Below are 22,278 nucleotides of genomic sequence, written 5' to 3'. Positions count from 1 at the left end.
GTCTGGACCACCCCGCCCTCGCTCCTAGCCCCCTAATCGATCTTGACTTCGAGGCCGAGGCCCTGCATCTCGCGGAGCAGGACGTTGAACGACTCGGGCACGTTGGGTTCGGGGATGTTGTCGCCCTTGACGATCGCCTCGTAGGCCTTCGAGCGGCCCTGAACGTCGTCGGACTTGACCGTCAGGAGCTCGCGGAGCACGTTTGAGGCGCCGTAGGCGTAGAGCGCCCACACCTCCATCTCGCCGAACCGCTGGCCGCCAAATTGGGCCTTGCCGCCGAGCGGCTGCTGCGTGATGAGGCTGTACGGCCCAATCGAGCGGGCGTGGATCTTGTCGTCGACGAGGTGCGACAGCTTGAGCATGTAGATCTGCCCGACCGTCGTCGGCTGGTCGAACGGCTCGCCCGACTGGCCGTCGTAGAGCTGAGTCCGGCCGTCTTCGGGGAGCCCGGCCTCACGGAGCTTCGAGGCGATGTCGTCCATCGAGGCGCCGTCGAACGCCGGCGTCGCGTAGGTCTCGTCGAGCTTCTCGCCGGCCCACCCGAGGAGGGTCTCGAAGATCTGGCCCAGGTTCATGCGCGACGGGACGCCGAGCGGGTTGAGGCAGATGTCGACCGGCGTGCCGTCCTCGAGGAACGGCATGTCCTCCTGCGGGACGATCCGGGCGACGACGCCCTTGTTGCCGTGGCGGCCGGCCATCTTGTCACCGACCTGGAGCTTGCGCTTTTTGGCGATGTAGACCTTGGCGAGCGACACGATCCCCGGCGGGAGCTCGTCGCCCATCTGGATCCGGTACGTCTCCTGCTCAGCGGCCCCGGTGATCTCCTGGTGGCGCCGCTGGTAGTTAGCGAGCAGCTTCCACGCCTGCCGGTTCGTCTCGTCGTCCTGGGTGAACGCCTGGCGGATCTTCAGATCAGCCGGCTCGATCGCCGAGAACGCCTTCTTGGTCAGCTTGGCGCCTTCCGAGACCACGACGGTCCCGTCGCGGAGCTCGACCGCCCCGCCCGCCTTCAGGCCGCCGATGAGGGCGTAGAACCGCTCGAAGAACGACGACTGGAGCGAGTCGATCTCGCGGCCCAGCTGCTTCTCGATCTCCTCGAGCCGCTTTTCCTCCGCCTTCTTGGTGATGGCGTCGGTCTTGCGGCGGCTAAAGAGCATCGTGTCGATCACAACGCCGTTCATGCCCGGCTTGGCCTTGAGGCTGGCGTCCTTGACGTCGCCGGCCTTGTCGCCGAAGATGGCCCGGAGCAGCTTCTCCTCGGGCGTCGGGTCGGTCTCGCCCTTCGGCGTGATCTTGCCGACGATGATGTCGCCCGGCCCCACCTCGGCCCCGATGCGGACGATGCCGCGCTCGTCGAGGTCCTTGGTCGCCTCCTCGGAGACGTTCGGGATCTCGCGCGTGAGCTCCTCTTCGCCGCGCTTGGTGTCGCGGACCTGGTGCTCGAACTCCTCGATGTGGACCGACGTGAACACGTCCTCGGACACCACGCGCTCCGAGATGACGATGGCGTCCTCGAAGTTGTAGCCCTTCCACGGCATGAACGCGACGAGCACGTTCTTGCCCAGCGCGAGCTCACCCTTGTCCGTCGAGGCGCCGTCGGCGAGGAGGTCGCCCTTGTCGACGCGCATGCCGGCGTTGACGAGCGGCTTCTGCGTGACCGACGTGTCCTGGTTCGTCCGGCGGAACTTGACGAGGTGGTACGTGCGGACGGGCTCCTCGAACGCTGCGTCGGCGTCCTCGGGAGTCTCGTCGTAGCGGACCGTGATCTGCGTGGCGTCGACGTACTCGACCGTCCCGGCGCCCTCGGCGACGAGGACGGCGCGGCTGTCGCGGGCGATCCGGCCCTCGAGCCCCGTGCCCACGTAGGGCGACTCGGGGCGGAGGAGCGGGACGGCCTGCCGCTGCATGTTCGAGCCCATGAGCGCGCGGTTGGCGTCGTCGTGCTCAAGGAACGGGATGAGCGAGGCGGCCGGCGAGATGATCTGGTTCGGCGCCACGTCCATGTAGTCGATCTCGTCCGGCGCCACGAGGGGCACGTCGCCCGAGATGCGGGCGCGGATCTGATCGTTGGCGTACGTCCCGTCGTCGTTGAGCGGGGCGTTGGCCTGGGCGATCACGTAGCGGTCCTCGTCCTCGGCCGAGAGGTACTCGATCTCCTTCGTGACCTTGCCGTTCTTGACCTTCCGGTACGGCGTCTCGATAAACCCGAACTGGTTGACGACGCCGTGCGTGCAGAGCGACGAGATGAGGCCGATGTTCGGCCCCTCCGGCGTCTCGATCGGGCAGAGCCGACCGTAGTGCGTGTAGTGGACGTCGCGGACCTCGAACCCGGCCCGCTCGCGCGTCAGACCGCCCGGCCCGAGCGCGGACATCCGACGCTTGTGCGTCAGCTCCGCGAGCGGGTTGGTCTGGTCCATGAACTGCGAGAGCTGGTTCGTCCCGAAGAACGTGTTGATCACGGACGACACTGTCCGCGCGTTGACCAGGTCCTGCGGGGTAAACTTGTCGGCGTCGCGCTGGTTCATCCGCTCCTTGATGGTGCGGGCCATGCGCGCGAGGCCGAGCGAGAACTGCTGGCCGAGCTGCTCGCCGACCGTCCGCACGCGGCGGTTGCCGAGGTGGTCGATGTCGTCGACCGTGCTCTTGCCGTTCTGGAGCTTGACGAGCTCGGTGATGATGGCGACGACGTCCTCCTTGGACAGCGTGACCGACGTGTTCTCGCCGTCCAGCCCGAGCCGCTTGTTCATGCGGTAGCGGCCGACGTCGCCCAGGTCGTAGCGCTTGTCGGAGAAGAAGAGCCGGTCGAGGAGCGCTTCGGCGGCCGAGACGTCCGGCGGTTCGGACCCGCGGAGCTGCTCGTAGAGGTAGATCAGCGCCTCGTTCGACGAGTGCGTCGGGTCCTTCTTCAGCGTGTTGAGGAGCGTCGACATGTCGAGCCCCTGGTCATCGTCGTCCTCGGACGCCTCGCGGCGGAGGATGACCGACGGGACGTTCGCCTCCTTGAGCGTGCCGTAGTCGTCCTCTTCGAGCACGTGCTCGGCGGGGAGGATCACCTCGCGCTCAACGGTCTCGTCGAGGACCTCGCCCGTGTCCTCGTCGATCGTCTCGTGCTTGATCTCGACCGTGACCGAGGCGGCGAGCGTGCGGCCGGTGAGCTTCTTGAAGTCGCGCTTGTTCGTGATCTCCTCCTGGTCGGCCAGGTCGAAGAGCGAGACGATCTCGGCGTCGGACGAGTACCCGAGCGCGCGGAGGAGCGTCGTGACCGGCAGCTTCTTTTTGCGGTCGATGTAGGCCCACATCACGTTCGCGACGTCGGTCGACACCTCGATCCACGATCCCCGGAAGGGGATGACGCGGGCGCTGTAGAGGTCCGTCCCGTTGGGGTGGACCGACTGCGAGAAGAAGACGCCCGGCGAGCGGTGGAGCTGGCTGACGATGACGCGCTCGGCGCCGTTGACCACGAACGTCCCCTTGTCGGTCATGACCGGGAGCGTGCCGAGGTAGACGTCCTGCTGGACGGCCTCTTCGGGCTCGTCCTCGTCCTCGTCCTCCTTGGCCGAGAGCCGGAGCTTGGCCTTGAGCGGGAGCGCGTACGTCAGCCCCTGGGCCAGGCACTCCTCGATCGAGTGCTTGGGCGCTTCGAGCGTAAAGTGGAGGTACTCGAGCGTGTAGCGCTCGCGCGTGTCCGAAATCGGGAAGTGCTCCTGGAAGACCGACTCGAGCCCGCGGTTGCCGTCCCGCTCCTCGGGGACGAGCTCCGCCTGGAGGAACTCGTGGTAGCTCTTCAGCTGGATCTCGAGGAAGTCCGGGAAGTCGAGGACCGGCGCGATGTCGGCGAACGACTGGCGCGTGGACTCGCCGCTGGGCGCCGGCGTGTTCTGGACGGTGGTGCCGTTGCTTTTGCTCAAGGCGTACCCTGGGTTTGGTGACCGTTCGTGCGAGAGGCCCGCGCAGAGATCCGAGGCTCTGGGGGCGGCGCCCGTATGCGCCCGGGCGGGGCGGCCGCCTGGTCCGGCACGATGTGTGCGGGCGGGGCGGGCTAGGACTCGGGCTGGAACCCGGGGTTCCGGCCGACGGGCGGGGCGGACTCGGACCACCCCGCCCGGCGCGACAGAGATCAACGGCGTGACGCCGCGACCCGTGCGGAGACGCCTGCGAAGAACGCATGCGCCTATGCCGCGACCGCCCGCCCTCCGCACGGCTGGGCCGGGGAGAGCGGGCGGACGGCGGGACCACCCCGCCCCGCCCGCGGACGCGGGGAGACGGGGGCGGGGTGGCCGGACTACTTGAGCTCGACTTCGGCGCCGGCGCCCTCGAGCTTGCCCTTGACCTCGTCGGCCTCGTCCTTCGAGACGCCCTCCTTGATGGGGGACGGCGCGTTGTCGACGAGCTCCTTGGCCTCCTTGAGGCCGAGGCCAGTGATGCCGCGGACCTCCTTGATGACGGCGATCTTGTTGCCGCCGATGCCGGAGAGGATCACGTCGAACTCCGACTGCTCCTCGGCGGCGGCGGCGCCGTCGCCCCCGGCCGGGCCGGCCATGACGGCGGCGGCGGCGGCGGGCTCGATGCCGTACTCGTCCTTGAGGACCGTCAGAAGCTCGTTGGCCTCCTTGATGGTGAGGTTGACGAGGCTCTCGGCGATGGTGTTGACGTCTGCCATGTTTTTGGGGTGTTCCTGCGGCGGTCTCGGCGGCGGTCCGCGAGTCAGACCGGGCTGCTGCGCCGCTGATTAAGGGAATGGGCGGGGCGGGGCGGGGTGGTCAGCGAGGGGGAACGTGCCCCCTCACCTCCTCCCCTATCCCTCTTCCCCTTTCTCTGCGATCTGCTGGATCACGCTCGCCAGGCCGGAGCCCTGCGCGCCGAGGGCCGACGCGACGTTCGTGATCGGGGCCATGAGGAGGCCCAGGATGTCGGCGAGAAGCTCGTCGCGGCTCTTGAGCTTCGCGAGCACGTCGAGCTGGTCGTTGCCGTAGACCGACCCGTCGATGTAGGCCCCCTTGAAGCGGGGGATCTCGAGGTCGTTGTCGTCCAGGAACTTCTTGATGACCTTCGCCGGCCCGGCGGGGTCGTTCGTGAAGGCGACGGCGGTCGGTCCGTGGAGCTCGTCGTAGAGCTCGTCGAACCCACCCCGCTCCTCCATCACGCGCCGGAGCAGCGTGTTCTTGAGGACCTTGTACTGGACGTCGGCCTCGCGGAAGGCGCGGCGGAGGTCCGTGACCTGCTCAACGGAGAGGCCCTGGTAGTCGGTGAGGTAGACGGTGTTGGCGCCCTCGAACTGGTCGGCGATGGCACCGAGCGCCTCCTGCTTCTGCTGCTTGGTGAGCGGCATGGTGTGTCGGGGTCTCGGGTTAGCGGGTGGAGACGACGGCGGCGCCGCGGTCGACGGGGACGGCCGGTCCCATGGTCGTCGAGAGCGTCACGCTGCGGACGTAGCCGCCCTTGGCGGCCGCCGGGCGGAGCCGGACGATCTCCTTCAGGAAGGCGTCGGCGTTCTCGCGGATCTGGTCTTCGGTGAAGGTGGACTTCCCGATCGACGTGTGGACGATGCCGGTCTTGTCGACGCGGAAATCGATCCGCCCCGCCTTGACGGCCTCGACGGCCTCGGTGAGGTCGTTGGTGACGGTCCCCGACTTCGGGTTCGGCATGAGCCCGCGCGGGCCGAGCACGCGCCCGAGCCGGCCGACCTGCGGCATCACGTCGGGCGACGCGATGAGGACGTCGAAGTCGGTGAACCCCTCGTTCTGGATCTTGTCGACGTACTCGTCGAGCCCGACCATGTCAGCGCCGGCGGCCTCGGCCTCGGCCTGCTTGCCCTCGTTCGTGAGGACGAGCACGCGGACCGACTTGCCGGTCCCGTGCGGGAGGGCGACCGAGCCGCGGACCATCTGGTCGGCGTGCTTGGGGTCGACGCCCAATCGAATGTCGATGTCGACGGACTCCTCGAACTTGGCGCGGCCGGTCTCCTTGACCAGCTTTGCCGCCTGCTCCAGCGGGAGCGGGCCGCCGGCCTCCTCGGTCGCCGCGGCGACGAGCTCGGCCGCCTGGCGGTAACGCTTGCCTCTTGCCATGATGCGTGTGGGTTGTGCGGTGCAGACGCCGGATGCCCGGCTCCCGCGGGGTGAAATGGTTCAGGGTCGAACGGTCCAGGGTTCAGGGGTGAAACCCTGAACTCCGAACCCACAGACCCTCAAACCCTAAGCGACGGGCGCGCCGGTGACGGTGAGGCCCATCGACCGGGCCGTCCCCGCGATCATGCGGGCGGCGTTGTCGAGGTCGGTCGCGTTGAGGTCCTCGAGCTTCTGCTCAGCGATGTCGCGGCACTGGTCCCAGGAGACCTTGCCGACCTTCTCGCGGAGCGGGTCGCCCGCCCCCTTCTGGACCTTGGCGGCCTGCTTGAGCAGGACAGCGGCCGGCGGGCTCTTCGTGACGAACGTGAAGCTCTTATCGCCGAAGACCGTGATGACGACCGGGATCACGAGGCCCATCTTGTCCTGCGTGGCGGCGTTGAACGCCTTGCAGAACTCCATGATGTTGACGCCCTTCTGGCCGAGCGCGGGGCCGATTGGCGGGGCGGGGCTGGCCTGCCCGGCCTTGATCTGCAGCTTGATGTAGCCGTCTACTTTCTTTGCCATAGCTGGGGGCGGTGCAAACGCCGGCGCCCTGGGCGGCTCGGCTCCCGCAAAAGTGGTGGCACCGCCCCGCTCCTTCGGCGGCTGCGGCGAACGTAGAAAGTACGGGGCGGGGCGGGGCGTAAGGGGCCGCTCGGGAGGCTTCGCCCCGGTTTCATTGCAGCGGACAGCGGAGGTGCGGCCACCCCGCCCTCACGTATTGCGGGCGGGGTGGTCGTGCTGGGGTTCGCTGCCCCGCCCTCCGCCTGCCGACCGCCGGCGGGGTGGAGCGATCAGGGCGCGACGGGATCGCACGCGCTCTAACGCCCCGACCCGTTATACCGGAGACGCGCCGGCCGCGCCGTCGCCGGCCGCCCCGCCCGGACGTCGCGGCGAGAACCGGACGCGGACGGCGGTCCCGCCCCCCTCCAGGCGCCGGACGTCGAGGGCGCCCCCGACCCGGCGCGCCCGGTACGCCATCGTCCGCAGCCCGAGTCCGCCCCCGCCTTCGAGCGCCTCGTCGGCGATCCCGGCCCCGTCGTCGCGGACCGTGAGCGCGACGGCCCCGCCGCCCGCGTCGGCGAGCCCGACGGCGACCCGCCCCGCCCGGCCGTGGCGGACCGCGTTCGTCACCGCCTCCTGGACGATCCGGTAGAGGTGGCCCGCCTCCTCGGCCGACCCGAGGACCACGTGCACCTCGGCCTCCACCGTGCAGTCGACCCCGAGCGCGGCCTCGGCGTCGGCGGCGAACCGGGCCAGCGCGGCGTCGAGGCCGTCGGGCTCGATGGCCAGCGGGGACAGCCCGCGCGCGATTGCCCGGGCCTGCTCGTGAGCGCCGGCCACCAGCTCGTGCGCCCGCCCCGCCCGCGCCGCGAGCGCGGCCGCGTCGAGGTCGCCCCGCCCGATGAGCGTTTCGAGCACCTGGAGCTGCATGGCCGCCCCGGTGAGGACCTGCCCGAGCCCGTCGTGGAGCTCGCGGGCCATCCGCTCCTGCTCGCGGGCCGAGGCCGTGAGCACCTCGTCCTCCAGCCGCCGCTGCTCGGTCACGTCGCGCTGCGTGCCGACCCAGTGCGTGACCACCCCGCCCTCGTCGCGGACCGGGGCGATCTCCCACTGGAGCACGAACTCCGACCCGTCCTTCCGGTAGTTCACGGCCTCGACCTGGGCGGGCTCGCCGGCCTCAATCCGCCGGCGGATCCGGTCGAGCACGCCGCGGTCGGTCTTTGGCCCCTGGAACATGCGCGGGGTCTGGCCGATGACCTCGTCCCGGCCGTACCCGAACGTCCGGCCGTGGGCGCGGTTGACGTAGAGGATCTCGGGGCCGGGCAGGTCCGCCCGGGCGTCGGTCACCATGATGGCCTCGGCCGCCTGCTCGACGGCCGCCGAGAGCGCGCGGAACGCGGGGGCGTCGAGAGCAGAAGGGTCGAGGGAGACGTCGGGAGACACCGGAGTCGGGGGCAGGAGCGGGCGGGGCGGGGTGGTCGAGCGGGGCGGCGCGTCAGGGGACCGCCCGGTCCGCCCCGCCCGCCGGGACCTCGACGGTCACGCGCGTGCCGGCCCCGGGGTCCGAGACCACCTCGCACGTCCCGCCCACGAGCGCCGCCCGCTCGCGCATGGCCGAGAGCCCGGTCGAAGGCGCCGCCCCGCCCGCACCCTCCTCGAACCCGCGGCCCTCGTCGACGACGTGGACCACGAGCCCGCTCGGCTCGCGGTGGCAGAGAACCTGCGCTCGGTCCGCCCCGGCGTGGCGGGCCACGTTCGTGAGCGCCTCCTGGACGATCCGGTACGCCGTCGTCTCGACCTCGGGCGCGAACCGCTCGCCGGACTCGACCTCGCACCGGAGGTCCACGGCGACGCCGGTCCGCCGCGCGAACCGGGCCGTCAGCTGGTCGAGCGCGGGGCCGAGCCCGAGGTCGTCGAGCAGGCTCGGCCGGAGGTCGAGCGAGAGCTCGCGCACGCGCCGGGCCATCGCCTTGACGAGTGCCTCGGACTCGGCCAGCTCGGCGCGGGCCTCGGGGAGCCGGGCCGGGTTCATGCGGAGGCTCATCTGGAGCGACGTGAGCAGGCCGCCCAGCTCGTCGTGGAGGTCGCGGGCGATCCGCCGCCGCTCGTCCTCGCCGGCCTGGACGAGCCGCGCCGAGACCCGGCGGAGCTCGGCCTCGGCCCGCTTTCGCTCGGTGACGTCGGCGTTGATCCCGACGACCGTCGCGGGCCGTCCGTCGGCGTCGCGGAGCGTCCGGCCGGCCGCGCTCAGCCACCGGACGCTCCCGTCGGGGCGGACCACCCGGAACTCGGCCTGGTAGTCCTGGTCGCGGTCCCTGGACCGCGCGAGGGCCTCGGTGACCTGGGCGCGGTCGTCGGGGTGGATGCAGGCGAAAAAGTCGGCGACGGCGATGGCCCGCGTTCCGGGCGCGAGCCCGAGCAACTCGGCCTCCTGGGCGTCGACCATCGCCCGATCGGTCGCCACGTCGACGTGCCACGTCCCCATGCGGCCGGCCTGGAGCGCGAGCGCGAGCCGCTCCCCGCCCTCGGTCCCAGGCTCGGCCGCCGGGTCCCCCTCCGGGTGAGGACCGGCGCTCCCGTCGTCGGGGCGGCCGCCGTCGTCGGGCGGGGCGGGGCGGGCGTCGGTCAACGTAGGGCGGAGTCGCGGGGTGGAAAAACTACCCGCCGCCGTGCGGGGCGGGGCCGGAGCCCGGGGTAGGGGTCTCCGTGTCAGACGCGGTCCGTCGTGCGAGCCCCCCCCGCCCGCGCCTCCGTGCTTTGCCGAGCGGCGGCAGCGGGCAGCGGGCAGCGGGCAGCGGGCAGCGGGCAGCGGGCAGCGGGCAGCGGGCAGCGGGCAGCGGGCAGCGGGCAGCGGGCAGCGGGCAGCGGGCAGCGGGCAGCGGGCAGCGAAGATCACCGCCCCGCCCACGGTACGGGCGGGGCGGCCGCCGTAGCGCGGTGCCGTCGGGCAACCGTAAGGGCGACCGGCGGTCGCCCGTAGGCAGGGCAGGACGGGCGGGGCGGGCACGACGGCCCGGGTTCGTAGGGACACCACGCGTGGTGTCCGCGTGCGGGCATACCGCCCCGCCCGCCCGACAACCACCCCTATCCCCTCTTGACCAGGAGGGGGACTGCCGCCGCCTCGGGTCCACCTCCACGCTGACCGCCCCGCCCCCTTGCTCGCTGGCCCCACGGGGCGGGGCGGAACAAAACGGGCACCACCCCGCCCGCGCGCCCCATCCCCCATCCCCCATCCCCCATCCCCCATCCCTCAGCTCAGCAGCGCCGAGAGTTGAACGAGGTCGTAGTCGATCGTCTTTTTCCGGCTCCACGTGTTCCGCATCGGCGTCAGCTTGAGGTCGCCGTTGACGACGCCCACCATGACGCCAGCATGGCCTTCGAGGAGCGCCTCGACGGCGCCGGCGCCCAGCCGCGAGGCGAGGACGCGGTCGCGGGCCGTCGGCGAGCCGCCGCGCTGGATGTGGCCGAGCACCGACACGCGCGTGTCGATCTGGTCGAACGCCGGATCTTCAGAGAGCGCCTCGCGGATCATGTGCGCCCCGCCCAGTTCGTCGCCCTCGGCGACGACCACGATGGACGAGCGGCTCTGCGCGGCCATGAGCGACAGGATCCGCTCCTTGATGGCGCCCACGTCGGTCAGCATCTCGGGGATCAGGACCAGCTCCGCCCCGCCCCCGATCCCGCACGCGAGCGCGATGAAGCCGGTGTCGCGGCCCATGACCTCGACGAGGAACAGGCGGTCGTGGGCGTCGGCCGTGTCGCGGATCTTGTCGATCGAGTCGAGCGCCGTGTTGAGCGCCGTGTCGAACCCGATCGTCTCGTCGGTCCCGAACAGGTCGTTGTCGATCGTGCCGGGGCAGCCCACGACGACCACGTCGTGCTCCGTAGCGAGGTGGGTCGACGCCTGGAGCGTCCCGTCGCCGCCGATGGCGACGAGCGCGTCGATGCCCTCGGCCCTCAGGTTCGCGGCCGCCTTCGCGCGGCCCTCGGGCGTCCGAAACTCGTCGCTCCGCGCGCTCTTGAGGATCGTGCCGCCCTGCTGCAAGATGTTCGAGACCGACTGGCGGTCCATCTCGACAAAGTCCCCCTCGATCATCCCGGCGTAGCCGCGCCGGATGCCGACGACGCCCAGCCCCTCGGCCACGGCCCGGCGCACGGCGGCGCGGATGCACGCGTTCATGCCGGGGGCGTCGCCGCCGGAGGTAAAGACCCCGATGCGGGTGAGTTCGTGGGACGTCATGGTCGGGGGGCGGGGTGGCCTCGGAAGGTCGCACGCGCGGCGCGCGGCGGGCCGGAGGCGGGGGGAACGAGGGACGAGGAAACGGAAAAAAGGCGGAGCGAGCGGCCGCCACCCCGCCCGCCGTGTCCTGGGGCGGGGCGGTTTCCTCGTCGGCCCGAAGCCGCCCCGCCCCTTACGAGCCCGCCGTCGGGCGCGGGTCGACGGGGCGCGCGACGACGACGCCGATCTGGCTGGGGATGCCCTGGACGTACCGGGCGAGGTCGTCCGAGATCTTGACGCGGTCGGACGAGAGCGAGGCGTGCATGAACCCGGTGTGCTCGGGCGTCTGGTGCACGAAGCCCGTGTGCGTCACGTCGAGCCCGCCGATCGACGTGGCCGTCGCGATCACGTCGCCGGCCTGGAGGAGCGGGTACGCCTCGGCGATCCGGTCCTGGGGGACGTAGAACAGCTCGACGCCGCGGAGCCCGGCCTCCATGTCGGCCACGCACGCGAACGTCTCGTCCGAGACCAGCTTCGGGTAGGCGTCGCGGTTCTGGGTCATGAACGTGACCTCCTTGTCGAACGGCTCGCCGCCGACGGCCGCCGTCACGTTCTGGACGCGCCCGCCCCGCTCGTTCTCGTCGATCCAGTCCGAGAAGTAGTGGAGCCGCGAGCAGTACCCGTCCATCTGGCCCTCGCGGTAGCGCATGGCCTCGACGTGACGGGCGTAGTCGGCGTAGTCGTCCTGGCCGAGCGCGACGGCGCGGGCCAGCGCCAGCGTGTTCTCGACGTAGAGCACGCAGTCGAACGCCCGCAGGTCGACCACGAGCGTCTCCTCGGGCGGGGCGTCGAGCATGCCGGCCACGTAGGGCCGCCCGATCAGCTGCTCGCCCACCCACTGCACGACCTCGCCGAACGGGCGCGCGGCGACGTCCTGCGCCTGGGCGTCGGCGAGGATCTGGCGGAACGCGGCGGCCGTCTCGGGGTCCGGCGCCTCGACCGAGTCCACCGCGGCCAGGGGCGCCGCCTCGGCGGGCGGGGCGAGCGGGGCGGCCGCAGAGGGCGGGGCGGGCGCCGCAGTGGGCACGACCTCGGCCGCCACCGCCTCGGCGGGCGGGGCGGGGGGCGCCTCGTCCAGGCGGGAGCCGCACGCGGCGAGCGCGGTCAGGCTGAAGACGAGGGCGAGGCGGACGGGCGGCGAGGTCGGCATGGACGGGCGCGGGGGCGGGGCGGCGTGAGAACGCGCGGCGGGCCGCCGTGTTACCCCGCCCCGCCCGCGGCGTCGAGCGCGTGCCAGTCGGCGCGGACGGCGAGGGCCGTGTCGAGGCGCCGCTCGTACTCGGCGCGCGGAATCTCGACGACCCCGAACCGCGCGAGGTGCGGCGTCGACATCTGCGTGTCGAGGAGCACGAACCCGCCGGCCCGGAGCCGCCGCACGAGCCACACGAGCGCCACCTTCGAAGCGTCGCGCTCGCGCGAGACCATGCTCTCGCCAAAGAACGCCCCGCCCAGGGCCACGCCGTAGAGGCCGCCCGCGAACCGCGCCCCCTCCGGCCCGTCGGTCCAGCACTCGACGCTGTGGGCGAGCCCGTGCTCGTGGAGCGCCGTGTAGGCGGCGACGATCTCGCCCGAGATCCACGTCTCCTCGCGGCCCGGCGCCGGCGCGGCGCACGCGCGGACGACGGCCTCGAACGCCGTGTCGGTCGTGACTCGGAACCGCCCCGCCCGGACGGTCCGCGCGAGCGTCTTCGGCACGTGGAACGCGTCGAGCGGGAGCACGGCGCGCGGGTCCGGCGCGTACCACCCGACGCGGTCGCCGTCGTCGGGGTCGGCCATCGGGAACGCGCCGGCACGGTAGGCGGCGACGAGGAGGTCGGGCGTGAGCACGGAGAGAGCGGAGAGAGCGGAGAGAGCGGAGAGAGCAAGGTGCCCGCCCCGCCCCTCTCACGCAACAGGGCGGGGCGGGAGCGCCGCGGAACTTTTCGAATCCGCCCCGCCCCCTGCTCTACCTGCTCTACCTGCTCTACCTGCTCTACCTGCTCTACCTGCTCTACCTGCTCTACCTTCCCGCCCCGCCCCACGCCTCCATGTCCCTCACCCTCCGCACCGGCGACCAGTCGCTCGACCTCGACCGCGCCGACGGCGCCGTGACCGTCGACGGCGCGCCCGCCGACGTCCGCCGCGCGCCGCTCCGCCACCCCGCCCAGGGCGTCGAGACGGCCCTCGTCGTCGTGGACGGCCGCCCGCGCGTGGCGACCGTCGAGCGCGACGAGCAGGGGACGCGCGTCTGGGTCGACGGCACGCCCGTCGAGGTCGAGGTCCAGACCGAGACCGACCGGCTCCTGGAGCGGTTCGGGCTCGACACCGGCGACGCCGCGGCCGAGCGCGAGGTGCGCGCGCCGATGCCCGGCCTCGTGCTCCGCGTGCTGGCCGCCCCGGGCGACGCCGTCGAGGAGGGCCAGGGGCTCGTCGTGCTCGAAGCCATGAAGATGGAGAACGAGCTGACGGCCCCGGCCGCCGGCACCGTCGCCGCCGTCCACGCCGCCGCCGGCGACGCGGTCGCCAAAAACGACCTGCTGGTGGAGGTCGACCCGTAGGCGCGCCGCGCCGTGGCGCTCCTGGGCGGGGTAGATGCCGGCGAGCCCGTCCCGCACCACGCGGGCGGGGTGGTCAGGGCCGCGCCGCCCCGCCCAGGGCCACGCGGCGCGGGCAGAGCGCCGCCTCGGCCGGGTCGTTCGTGGCGACGACGACGACGCGGCCCGGGTCGCCGACGACGGACTCGGTGAGCGCCCGCCCCGCCGCGTCGAGCGTGGCCCCGGGCTCGTCGAGGAGCAGGACCGGCGGGTCGTGGAGGAGCGCCGTGGCAAGCCGGAGCCGCTGGCGCATCCCGGTCGAGAAGGCGCCGACCGCGTCGTCGGCGCGCGGCCCCAGGCCGACGCGGTCGAGCACGGCCTCGATCCGCCGCTCGGCGTCCGCGAGGCGCCGGGCCGAGGCCAGAAAGCCCAAGTTCTCGCGCGCCGTGAGCGGCTCGTAGAGCTGGAGCGCCGGGGCCACGAAGCCGACCGTCCGCGGCACGTCCTCGGGCCGGACCACCGCCCCATCCACGTCGAGGCGGACCGCCCCGCCCGTCGGCGCCGTGAGGCCGGCGAAGACGCGGAGCAGCGTCGACTTGCCCGACCCGTTGGCGCCGACGACGGCGAGCGGGGCGCCCGGGGCGACCTCGACCGAGAGGTCGTCGAACAGCCGGCGGCGCCCGAAGCGCATCGAGAGGCGGTCGGCGACGAGGAGGGCGGGCACGGGCATGGGCGGAAGCCCGAGAAGCTAGCCCCGCAGAACACGCCGTCTGGCTCGGTCGTTGGCTTTCCATGCTCACACGTCCACCACCGGGCCGGGCCGCCGCTCGGGCCGGCGTGTCCGCGCTCCTGCTCCTCGCCGCGTGCGCCGAGCCGGCCGCCCCGCCCTCCGCGACCTCTCCCCCGCCCCGCCCGGCGGCGCTCGCGCCCGGCCTGGCCCCCGACACGGTCGAGGTAAGCGGCGTCGGCGTGGCGACGGCGCGCGTGGAGCCGGTCGGGGCGGGGCGGGTCGATGGAACGGTCCAGCTCCGCCAGACTGAGGGCGGCGTCCGCGTCCAGGCCGACCTGCGGGGGCTCTCCCAGAGCGACTTCCACGCCTTCCAGATCCTGCGCGGCCGCGACTGCGGCGCCGACCCGGACGTGCACCTGGGCGCCGAGGCGGGCCGCCACGGCGGGCCGTACGCGCTGCCGGGCGACCGCCACGCGGGCGACCTGGGCAACGTGCGCGGCGACCGCGGGCGGGGCCGCTACGACCGGATCGACCCGGCGCTGAACCTGGACGGCACGGGCTCGCCGGTCGGGCGGGCCGTCGTGGTCCGCGCTGAGCGCGACGACGCCGTCTCGGACGGCACGGGCGGGGCGGTCGTCGGGTGCGGCGTGCTCGTCCCCCAGTAATGCGGCCGGCCCTCCTCACCGCCCTCGCGCTCGCCGCCGGCCTCGGGCTGGGGTGGCTCGCGCGCGCGGCCGCGGCGCCGGAGCCCGCCCCGCCCCGCCCGCCCGCCGGCGGGGTGGCGGCCAACGAAGCACCGGCGCTCGACTCGCTCGAAGCGTCGGTCCAGCGGCTGCGCGGGCGGTTCGAGACGCTCCGCGAGACGACGTCGGACGAGGAGAGCGCGCTCCGCCGGCCGCGGACGCCGTCGTACCGCGCGCACCTCGCCGCGGCCGACTCGCTGGGCGTGCCCCCGCTCCGCAGCGAGGCCGACCTCGCCGGGCACCTGCGGGCGGGGCGGCTGGTCCCGCTCGTCGACAACGAGTTCTACGTGGTCCGGATTCTCGAGCACTCGAAGCCGTTCGTCCGCCCCGCCCTCCGCGAGCGGCTGGCCGAGCTTGGCCGGCGGTTCCAGGCGCGGCTGGCGGCGCACGGGCTGCCCCGCTACCGCTTTACGGTCTCGTCCGCGCTGCGCACGGCGGACTTGCAGGAGGCGCTCGGGCAGACGAACCGGAACGCGACGAGCGGGACGTCGAGCCACGAGTACGGGGCGAGCGCCGACGTCGTCTACACGCGGTTCGCGCTCCAGCCCTCGGCCGCCGACACGCTGGCCCTCGCCGCGGGCGACCCCGAGCGCGAGCGCGCCCAGCGGCTCGCGTCGCGGTGGGCGCACGACCTCGCAGGAACGTACGACGACCGCCTGTTCGGCGCGCTCACGCGCGTGCTCGGCGAAATGCAGCGCGAGGGGCGCCTGCTGGTGCTCCTCGAAAATGAGCAGCCCGTGTTCCACCTCACGATCGACGAACCGTAGCGCCACCCCGCCCGGTGCGCGGGCGGGGCGGGGCGATCTCGGCGCGCGGAGAGGCGTACGTACGCGCCCTCGGCTCCCGCCCCGCCCGTGCTCACCCCGGACCTCCCCCGCCCCGCCCTCGACGACCCGGACGAGCCCGCCCCGCCCCCATTCGTCCGCGAGGGGCGGCGCACGCGGACGCGGCCGGTGCGGCTCGTCGCCTTTGTAGCCCTGACCGCGGCCGTCGTGGGGGCGGGGTGGTTTGCGCGCCGCGCGCAGCAGGGCGTCGCGGCCACGTACGCGGCGCAGGACTCGGTCGCCGCCGCGGCCGTCGCCGCCTTCGAGCGCGTCCCGCTGCTCACCGACGACGAGATCGCGCTGCTGCGGCGCTCGCGGAACGCCCGCCACGTCGAGACGGCCGAGGCGCTCGGCGTCGAGCCGCCGGCGACGCGGGCCGAGGTCGACAGCCTGGTCGGCGCGCTGGGGCTCGTGCGCGTCCAGACGAACCGGCTCTACACCGTCCTCCCCGCCCGGTCGTCGGTCCCGTACCTCACGCCGAGCGCGGTGGCCTCGCTCGACAGCATCGCTGTGCGCTTCCGCGGCCGGCTCGCCGAAGCGGGGCTCCCGCCGTTCCGGTTTTCCGTCTCGTCCGGTTGGCGGACGTCGGCCGATCAGGCCGCGCTCCGCGGGCGGAACGTGAACGCCGCCGCCGGCCACTCGAGCCACGAGTACGCGACGACCTACGACATCACCTACAACCCGACGCGGTACAGCCCGGCGCCCGACGCGCTCCCGCCGCCGCCGCGCGTCGACCCGCGCGTGCCCGGGTTCCTGCGCGAGTCGGTCCGCGCGGGCGTCGCCGAGGAGCAGCGGGCGGCCCTCGACCGGCTCGCCGCCGACTACCCCTCGCGGCTGACGGCGGCGCTGGGCCGGGCGCTCATCGACCTCGAAGACGACGGCGTCCTCATCACGGTCCGCGAGCGGCGCCAGCCGGTCTTCCACACGACCGTCGCGCGCCCGCTCGTCGAGGGCGGGGCGGACGGCGTGGACCCGATGGGCCGCCTCCCGGCGCGGGGCGTGCAGGAGATCCCGGACAACCTCTGACGGACGCGCGGGCGGGGCGGGGCTGCGTGTTCTGAGTGTCGAGCACGCGGCGCGGACGGTGCAACCGGCGAGGGCCGCTCCGCTCGCGGACGCCCGGGCGGGGCGGCGCTGTGCCTACCCTTCCTCCTCCCCGCTCCTCTAACGACTTCGCTCCGACGATGCGCCTCCGTCTCGCCCTCGCCGCCCTCCTCCTCCCCCCCCTGGCCGCGGCGCAGACGGACGCCGCCCCGCCCGCAGCTCCCACCCCGCCCGCGGACTCCGCCGCCGCGGTGGAGGCGCTCCGCGTGGCCGACGAGATGCCGCGCCCCGTCGGCGGGATCAAGGCGCTCTACGGGCGGATCGTGTACCCGGAGGCGGCTCGGCAGGACGGGGTCGAGGGCCAGGTGTTCGTCGAGGCCATTGTCGACGAGGAGGGCCGAGCCGTGGACGCCGTCGTGCTCCGGTCGCCGGACGACCGGCTCTCAGAGGCCGCGCTGACGGCCGTCCGCGCCTCGCCGTTCGTGCCGGGGCGCCAGGGCGGGGCGGCCGCGCGGGTGTGGCTCACGGTGCCGATCACGTTCAAGCTCCAGGCGCCGGAGCCCGTCGAACCGGAGGGCGGGGCGGTGGCCGAGGGCGGGGCGGCGGACGGGCGCCCGTCCGTCAAGCCGCAGCTGATCGGGGGGCTGGAGAGCCTGCAACGACGCGTCGAGTACCCGGAGAGCGCGTGGCGCGCGGGCGTCGAGGGCACGGTCGTCGTCGAGTTCGTCGTCGACGAGATGGGCGTCGTCGTGGACCCCGTCGTGGTCCAGACGCCAGACCGGCGCCTGAACGAGGCGGCGCTGCAGGCCGTCCGCACGTCGCTGTTCGTCCCGGGCGCGGTGGGTGGAGAGCCCACGCCGGTCCGATTTTCTGTCCCCATCCGGTTCCGGCTGCACCCCCAGGCCCGGTCGCTCCCGGCCCGCCGCTCCAACTGACCCGCCCATGCGCCTCCCTGCCCTCGCCCTGTTGCTCGCGGCCGCCCCGGCGCTCGCGCAGACCGCCCCGCCCACGGCCGCCGACTCGGCGCTCGTCGAGCGCTACCTCGCCCTATCGGTCGCGTCCGCCGAGGCGTCGCGCGGGGTGCTCGCCGGCGCCCCCAACCCGGTCGGAGACATGACCGACCTCGTCACGTCCGAGACTACGCTCGACTCGGTCCGAGCCGCCTTTTACGCCGACCTCCGCCCCGCCCTCCTCGCCGACGCCGTCGCGTTCACCGAGAGCCCGCTCTTCCAGCGTGCCCAGCGCGCGTCGACGCTCCTGGCCGACTCCCTCTCGTTCGACGAGATCCAGGCGCTCATCAAGGACCCTGGCGACCGCCCGCTCGCCGACTCGGCCCTCTCGGCGCGCTACGCCGCCGCCCTGCTCGACGCGACGCAGCCGCCCGACGTCCAGGAGCGGATGATCGACGCGGTCATCGGCGCCCTGCCGGCTGAGGTCCTGGAGCCGATGGGCGGGGCGGACGCCTTCCGGGAGATGTACCGGTCCCAGATGCAGTCGGCCTCCATGCGCGACCTCCAGGCCGACATGATGACGCGCGGCGCGCGGCTCAGCCTGGCCGGCCTGAGCGACGACGACGCGCGCGCGCTCGTGGACTACATGGAGTCCGACGCCGCCCGGTACGCCGGCCGCGCCACGGCGCTCGGCACCACGAACGCGCTCGTCCCCCGTATCGTGGACATGATGGCGTCAGCGCTCGCGGACGTCCCCGCCCCGCCGTACGCACCGCCGGACAACGGGGCGAGGCTGCTCGACGAGGTGGCCGCCGTCCAGGGCCGCCTCCCCTACCCCGACGACGTCCGCGCCGACGGCGTCGAGGGGGCGGTCGTCGTCCGCTTCGTGGTCGGCGCGGGCGGGGCGGTCGAGGAGGCCGAGGTCGTGAGCTCGCCGGACCCGCGCCTCTCGGCCGTCGTGCTCGACGCCGTCCGCGCCACACTGTTCACGCCGGCCGTCTCCGGCGGCCGCCCCGCCCGGACGCCGATCACGTTCCCGTTCGAGTTCTCGCTCGACGACGGGCGGGGCGGGGCGGACGGCGGCCGCTGATGGACGCCGCCCCGCCCGACGACGACGCCCTCCTCTACGGCCACGACCCGGCCGAGCGGATCGTCGCGCTCCACCCGGTCGGCCCGGCCACGATGCGGCTCTACCGCCGCCGCTCGCCGACGGAGGTGACGACCGAGGACGTCCGCGTCCACCCGTTCTTTTTCCTCTCCGACGCCGACCTCCTGCGCGGCTTCCCGCGCGACCGCTTCCAGTTCCAGGAGCTGGCGGGGCGGGGTTTTTTCCGGCACGTCGTCGCCTTCTCCGACCGCGGCGCCTACTTCGACGCGCTCCGCCACGTCGAGCGGGCGACGGAGACGGCGAAGGCGCGGCCGGACGAGGTGTACCTGCCGGGCTCGCCGGAGCAGCAGTACCTCATGCAGACCGGGCGGACGCTGTTCAAGGGCATGGCGTTCGACGACCTCGTCCGCCTCCAGCTCGACATCGAGGTCTACAGCCCGAAAGGCTTCCCCCAGGCGGGGGTCCCCGAGCACCGGATCATCCTGGTCGCCCTCAGCGACTCGACCGGGTGGAGCCGCCTCGTCGGCTCGCCGGAGATGACCGAGGAGGAGGTGCTGCGCGAGACGCTGGACCTGGTCAAGGAGCGGGACCCCGACGTCATCGAGGGCCACAACATCCAATCGTTCGACTTCCCGTACCTGTTCGAGCGGTGCCGGCGCCACGGGGTCCCCGTGGACCTGGGCCGCGACGGGAGCCCGCCCCGCTCGTATCCCACGTCGATGCGGTTCGCCGAGCGGCAGGTCGAGTTCGACGCCGTCGAGATCGCCGGGCGCCACGTGATCGACACGCTGCACCAGGTGATGGCGTTCGACGTGTTCAAGCGCGATCTCCCGAACTACACGCTGAAGGGGGCCGCGCGCTACTTCGGGTTCGCGCCCGAGGGGCGGACCTACGTCCCCGGCGACCAGATCGCGCACGTCTGGGACACCGACCCGCACCGGCTCATGGAGTACGCGATCGACGACGCGACCGAGACCGAGCGGCTCGCGCGCTTCCTCTCGGGGAGCACGTTCTACCTCACGCAGATGGTGCCCATGCCGTACGGGCAGGCGGCGCGGACCGGCCCGGCGGCCAAGGTCGAGGCCCTCTTCGTGCGCGGCTATCTCCACGCCCGCCACAGCCTCCCGCGCGCCGACTTCGGCTCCCAGGTCGTCGGCGGCTACACCGACGTGTTCGTGACCGGCGTCGTCGGCCCCGTCGTCTACGCGGACGTCGAGAGCCTGTACCCGTCGATCATGCTGACCTACGACGTCCAGCCCAAGGGCGACGCGCTCGGCCTGTTCCCACGCCTCCTGCGCCGGCTGACCGGCCTCCGGTTCGAGACGAAGGACGCCATGCGCGAGGCCGACGACGCGCACGAGCGGGGCGAGCTGGACGCGCGACAGAGTGCGTACAAGATCGTTATCAATTCGTTCTACGGAAACATGGGCTTCGGCTACGCCCTCTTCAACGACTTTGCCGAGGCCGACCGCGTCGCGGCGACGGGGCAGGACCTGCTCCGCCAGATCATGCGGCTCGCGCGCGCGGCCGGCGCGCGTGTGGTCGAGGTCGACACCGACGGCGTCCTGTTCGTGCCGCCCGACAGCGTCGTCGGCGAGGCCGCCGAGCGCCAGTTCGTCGAGCGCTTGAGCGAGCAGATGCCGGACGGCATCCGCATCGGGTTCGACGGGCGGTTCCAGCGGATGCTGTCGTACAAGAAGAAGAACTACGCGCTCCTGGACTACGACGGCCACCTCAAGTTCAAGGGGTCGAGCCTGGTGAGCCGGTCGTCGGAGCGGTTTGGGCGGGCGTTCGTGCGCGAGGCGATCCGCCTGCTCCTGGAGGAGGACGTGCAGGGGCTCCACGACCTGTACCTGGAGCACCGGCGCCGCATCGAGGCCCACGACTGGCAGGGCGTCGAGAGCTTCCAGCGGACCGAAACGCTCAAGACGTCGCTCGCCGACTACGAGCAGGCCGTCGCCGCCGGAGAGCGGACGCGATCGGCGGCCTACGAGGTGGCCGCCCGCGAGGCCGCGCGCACCGGCCGCGCCCCGCGCGTGGGCGACCGCGTCTCGTACTACCTCGGCGAGGGCGGCGGGCGCGTGTTCGAGGCCGCCCGCCCCGCCCGCGACTGGAGCCCGGCGGCGCCCGACGAGAGCACGGCGTTCTACCTCGACCGGCTGGACCAGCTGGCGGGGCGGTTCGAGCCGTTTTTCGAGACGCCGGCCCAGTTCCGCCTCGTGTTCTCCGAGGAGGACCTGTTCGGGTTCGACCCGTCCGCCGTGCGTCTGGTCGTCCGCGAGCGGGACCCGGAGGAGGTCGAGGACGACGTGCCGTTCTAGCGGGCAGCGGGCAGCGGGCAGCGGGCAGCGGGCAGCGGGCAGCGGGCAGCGGGCAGCGGGCAGCGAAGGTGCGCCACCCCGCCCGCGCCGTGGGCGGGGCGGGCGCCGTGGGCGGGGCGGGCGCCGTGGGCGGGGCGGGCGCCGTGGGCGGGGCGGGCGCCGTGGGCGGGGCGGGCACGGGGCGGCGCCGGTGCCGTAACGTCCTGTGCGGGGGCGGTCCGCCTGGGCCGCCCCGCTTTGCCTCCCCCACCCCGCCCATGCCCGAGAACGCACCCGACCGCTCCGCCGCCCCGCCCGTCCGCTCCGCCGTGCTCCTCGGAGGCACCGGCCTCGTCGGGGGGCACGTGCTCCGGCTCCTCGCCCGCGACGGGCGGTGGGGCCGCGTCGTCACGCTCGGCCGGCGGCCGATGGAGCCGGCGTCGCACCGCCACGAGGACCACGTGGTCGACTTCGACCGGCTGGCCGATTCCGCCGACCTGTTCCGGTGCGACGACCTGTTCTGCTGCCTCGGCACGACCAAAAAGCAGGCCGGGTCGAAGGAGGCGTTCCGGCGCGTCGACCTGGAGATCCCGGCCGAGGCCGCCCGCCTCGCGCGCGCGGGCGGGGCGGCGCAGGGCCTGCTCGTGAGCGCGCTCGGCGCCGACGCCGACTCCCGGATCTTCTACAACCGCACGAAGGGAGAGGCCGAGGAGGCGTTCCGCGACGCTGGCTTCGAGGCGGTCCAGGTGGTCCGCCCGTCGCTGCTCACGGGCGACCGCGACGAGGTCCGCCCGGGCGAGCGCGCGGCCGAGGCCGTGCTCGGCGCGCTCCGCCCCGCCCTCGTCGGCCCGCTCCGGCGGCTCCGGCCGACGCCGGCCGTCGACGTGGCCCGGGCGCTCGTGGCCATCGCGGCGGCCGCCCCGCCCGGCGACCACGCCTACGGGCCGCGGACGATCGCGTGGTGGGCGCGGCACGTGTAGCGGCGGCCGGTCAGCGGGCGGGGCGGAGGTCGAGCACCCCGCCCGCACGAGCGTTTGCGGCTGGGGGCGGGGTGGTTGGAGTTGGGCGCTGGTGGTCGTTTGCTTACTCGCACCCACCCCGCCCCTCCGACTTCCGCTTGGTACCAGCGGCGAGGTGCACGTACCGGGATCGAAGCGCCAGGCGTTCAGTAGATTG

Annotated in this window: 19 protein-coding genes; 8 read left to right on the top strand and 11 right to left on the bottom strand. The window is 73.4% G+C overall.

Going from position 1 to position 22,278, the window contains the following annotated elements; all coding sequences use genetic code 11:
• Positions 1 to 32: 32 nt before the first annotated feature.
• The 10 genes from rpoB to aat form a co-directional block, all read right to left on the bottom strand.
• Positions 33 to 3,908 (bottom strand): DNA-directed RNA polymerase subunit beta, encoded by a 3,876-nt coding sequence (rpoB, locus tag RQM47_RS06905; RefSeq protein ID WP_311663958.1) that lies wholly within the window; start codon positions 3,906 to 3,908, stop codon positions 33 to 35.
• Positions 3,909 to 4,282: 374 nt separating this feature from the next.
• Complete coding sequence (rplL, locus tag RQM47_RS06900; RefSeq protein WP_311663956.1) at positions 4,283 to 4,660, bottom strand: 50S ribosomal protein L7/L12; 378 nt, start codon at positions 4,658 to 4,660, stop codon at positions 4,283 to 4,285.
• A gap of 135 nt (positions 4,661 to 4,795) precedes the next feature.
• Positions 4,796 to 5,329, bottom strand: a complete 534-nt coding sequence (rplJ, locus tag RQM47_RS06895) for a 50S ribosomal protein L10 (RefSeq protein ID WP_311663954.1) — start codon at positions 5,327 to 5,329, stop codon at positions 4,796 to 4,798.
• 19 nt (positions 5,330 to 5,348) lie between these two features.
• Complete coding sequence (rplA, locus tag RQM47_RS06890; RefSeq protein WP_311663952.1) at positions 5,349 to 6,068, bottom strand: 50S ribosomal protein L1; 720 nt, start codon at positions 6,066 to 6,068, stop codon at positions 5,349 to 5,351.
• Between the two features lie 126 nt (positions 6,069 to 6,194).
• Entirely contained in the window at positions 6,195 to 6,632 is a 438-nt protein-coding gene (gene rplK, locus RQM47_RS06885; protein ID WP_311663950.1) for a 50S ribosomal protein L11, read from the bottom strand.
• Positions 6,633 to 6,944: 312 nt separating this feature from the next.
• Positions 6,945 to 8,054: a PAS domain S-box protein gene (locus RQM47_RS06880; protein WP_314008099.1), complete on the bottom strand. Its 1,110-nt coding sequence runs from the start codon at positions 8,052 to 8,054 to the stop codon at positions 6,945 to 6,947.
• 52 nt (positions 8,055 to 8,106) lie between these two features.
• Positions 8,107 to 9,240, bottom strand: coding sequence for a sensor histidine kinase (locus RQM47_RS06875; protein WP_314008096.1), 1,134 nt, complete (start codon positions 9,238 to 9,240; stop codon positions 8,107 to 8,109).
• Positions 9,241 to 9,861: 621 nt separating this feature from the next.
• Positions 9,862 to 10,851, bottom strand: coding sequence for a 6-phosphofructokinase (gene pfkA / locus RQM47_RS06870; RefSeq protein ID WP_311663939.1), 990 nt, complete (start codon positions 10,849 to 10,851; stop codon positions 9,862 to 9,864).
• A gap of 172 nt (positions 10,852 to 11,023) precedes the next feature.
• Positions 11,024 to 12,040 carry an N-acetylmuramoyl-L-alanine amidase-like domain-containing protein gene (locus RQM47_RS06865; protein WP_311663937.1) on the bottom strand — a complete coding sequence of 339 codons (1,017 nt, stop codon included), beginning with the start codon at positions 12,038 to 12,040 and terminating at the stop codon, positions 11,024 to 11,026.
• Between the two features lie 50 nt (positions 12,041 to 12,090).
• Complete coding sequence (gene aat, locus RQM47_RS06860; RefSeq protein WP_314008093.1) at positions 12,091 to 12,717, bottom strand: leucyl/phenylalanyl-tRNA--protein transferase; 627 nt, start codon at positions 12,715 to 12,717, stop codon at positions 12,091 to 12,093.
• 200 nt (positions 12,718 to 12,917) lie between these two features.
• Between aat and RQM47_RS06855 the strand changes: the two genes are divergently transcribed.
• Positions 12,918 to 13,427, top strand: a complete 510-nt coding sequence (locus RQM47_RS06855) for an acetyl-CoA carboxylase biotin carboxyl carrier protein subunit (RefSeq protein ID WP_314008091.1) — start codon at positions 12,918 to 12,920, stop codon at positions 13,425 to 13,427.
• A gap of 73 nt (positions 13,428 to 13,500) precedes the next feature.
• On the opposite strand, the gene RQM47_RS06850 is transcribed toward RQM47_RS06855, so the two are convergent.
• Positions 13,501 to 14,133, bottom strand: coding sequence for an ABC transporter ATP-binding protein (locus tag RQM47_RS06850; protein WP_311665904.1), 633 nt, complete (start codon positions 14,131 to 14,133; stop codon positions 13,501 to 13,503).
• A gap of 62 nt (positions 14,134 to 14,195) precedes the next feature.
• On the opposite strand from RQM47_RS06850, the gene RQM47_RS06845 reads away from it, so the two are divergent.
• The 7 genes from RQM47_RS06845 to RQM47_RS06815 all read left to right on the top strand — a co-directional run bounded on the left by RQM47_RS06845 (position 14,196) and on the right by RQM47_RS06815 (position 22,082).
• Positions 14,196 to 14,798 carry a superoxide dismutase family protein gene (locus tag RQM47_RS06845; RefSeq protein ID WP_314008089.1) on the top strand — a complete coding sequence of 201 codons (603 nt, stop codon included), beginning with the start codon at positions 14,196 to 14,198 and terminating at the stop codon, positions 14,796 to 14,798.
• Positions 14,798 to 15,643: a DUF5715 family protein gene (locus RQM47_RS06840; protein WP_311665901.1), complete on the top strand. Its 846-nt coding sequence runs from the start codon at positions 14,798 to 14,800 to the stop codon at positions 15,641 to 15,643. The genes RQM47_RS06845 and RQM47_RS06840 overlap by 1 nt, the downstream gene beginning before the upstream one ends.
• A gap of 87 nt (positions 15,644 to 15,730) precedes the next feature.
• Positions 15,731 to 16,726, top strand: coding sequence for a DUF5715 family protein (locus tag RQM47_RS06835; protein ID WP_314008087.1), 996 nt, complete (start codon positions 15,731 to 15,733; stop codon positions 16,724 to 16,726).
• A 158-nt stretch (positions 16,727 to 16,884) separates the two neighbouring features.
• The gene (locus RQM47_RS06830) at positions 16,885 to 17,679 is read left to right on the top strand and encodes an energy transducer TonB (protein WP_314008085.1); all 795 of its coding nucleotides are present in this window, start codon (positions 16,885 to 16,887) and stop codon (positions 17,677 to 17,679) included.
• A 7-nt stretch (positions 17,680 to 17,686) separates the two neighbouring features.
• Positions 17,687 to 18,784, top strand: coding sequence for an energy transducer TonB (locus RQM47_RS06825; protein ID WP_314008082.1), 1,098 nt, complete (start codon positions 17,687 to 17,689; stop codon positions 18,782 to 18,784).
• A complete protein-coding gene (locus RQM47_RS06820) occupies positions 18,784 to 21,123 on the top strand; it encodes a DNA polymerase domain-containing protein (protein ID WP_314008079.1) in 2,340 nt (779 codons plus the stop codon). The genes RQM47_RS06825 and RQM47_RS06820 overlap by 1 nt, the downstream gene beginning before the upstream one ends.
• Positions 21,124 to 21,191: 68 nt before the next feature.
• Complete coding sequence (locus tag RQM47_RS06815) at positions 21,192 to 22,082, top strand: NAD-dependent epimerase/dehydratase family protein (RefSeq protein WP_314008077.1); 891 nt, start codon at positions 21,192 to 21,194, stop codon at positions 22,080 to 22,082.
• Positions 22,083 to 22,278 lie beyond the last annotated feature (196 nt).

This window comes from Rubrivirga sp. S365 (assembly GCF_032248475.1).
Taxonomy (GTDB): domain Bacteria; phylum Bacteroidota; class Rhodothermia; order Rhodothermales; family Rubricoccaceae; genus Rubrivirga; species Rubrivirga litoralis.
Note: the sequence above shows the minus strand (reverse complement) of the source record. Positions and strands in the feature narration are given on the sequence as shown.

Excerpts from the sequence above, each read along its gene's own strand:
- rplL (WP_311663956.1), bottom strand. The coding sequence starts at position 4,660 with ATGGCAGACGTCAACACCATCGCCGAGAGCCTCGTCAACCTCACCATC.
- rplJ (WP_311663954.1), bottom strand. The coding sequence starts at position 5,329 with ATGCCGCTCACCAAGCAGCAGAAGCAGGAGGCGCTCGGTGCCATCGCC.
- rplA (WP_311663952.1), bottom strand. The coding sequence starts at position 6,068 with ATGGCAAGAGGCAAGCGTTACCGCCAGGCGGCCGAGCTCGTCGCCGCG.
- rplK (WP_311663950.1), bottom strand. The coding sequence starts at position 6,632 with ATGGCAAAGAAAGTAGACGGCTACATCAAGCTGCAGATCAAGGCCGGG.
- pfkA (WP_311663939.1), bottom strand. The coding sequence starts at position 10,851 with ATGACGTCCCACGAACTCACCCGCATCGGGGTCTTTACCTCCGGCGGC.
- RQM47_RS06865 (WP_311663937.1), bottom strand. The coding sequence starts at position 12,040 with ATGCCGACCTCGCCGCCCGTCCGCCTCGCCCTCGTCTTCAGCCTGACC.
- RQM47_RS06855 (WP_314008091.1), top strand. The coding sequence starts at position 12,918 with ATGTCCCTCACCCTCCGCACCGGCGACCAGTCGCTCGACCTCGACCGC.
- RQM47_RS06850 (WP_311665904.1), bottom strand. The coding sequence starts at position 14,133 with ATGCCCGTGCCCGCCCTCCTCGTCGCCGACCGCCTCTCGATGCGCTTC.
- RQM47_RS06845 (WP_314008089.1), top strand. The coding sequence starts at position 14,196 with ATGCTCACACGTCCACCACCGGGCCGGGCCGCCGCTCGGGCCGGCGTG.
- RQM47_RS06840 (WP_311665901.1), top strand. The coding sequence starts at position 14,798 with ATGCGGCCGGCCCTCCTCACCGCCCTCGCGCTCGCCGCCGGCCTCGGG.
- RQM47_RS06830 (WP_314008085.1), top strand. The coding sequence starts at position 16,885 with ATGCGCCTCCGTCTCGCCCTCGCCGCCCTCCTCCTCCCCCCCCTGGCC.
- RQM47_RS06825 (WP_314008082.1), top strand. The coding sequence starts at position 17,687 with ATGCGCCTCCCTGCCCTCGCCCTGTTGCTCGCGGCCGCCCCGGCGCTC.
- RQM47_RS06820 (WP_314008079.1), top strand. The coding sequence starts at position 18,784 with ATGGACGCCGCCCCGCCCGACGACGACGCCCTCCTCTACGGCCACGAC.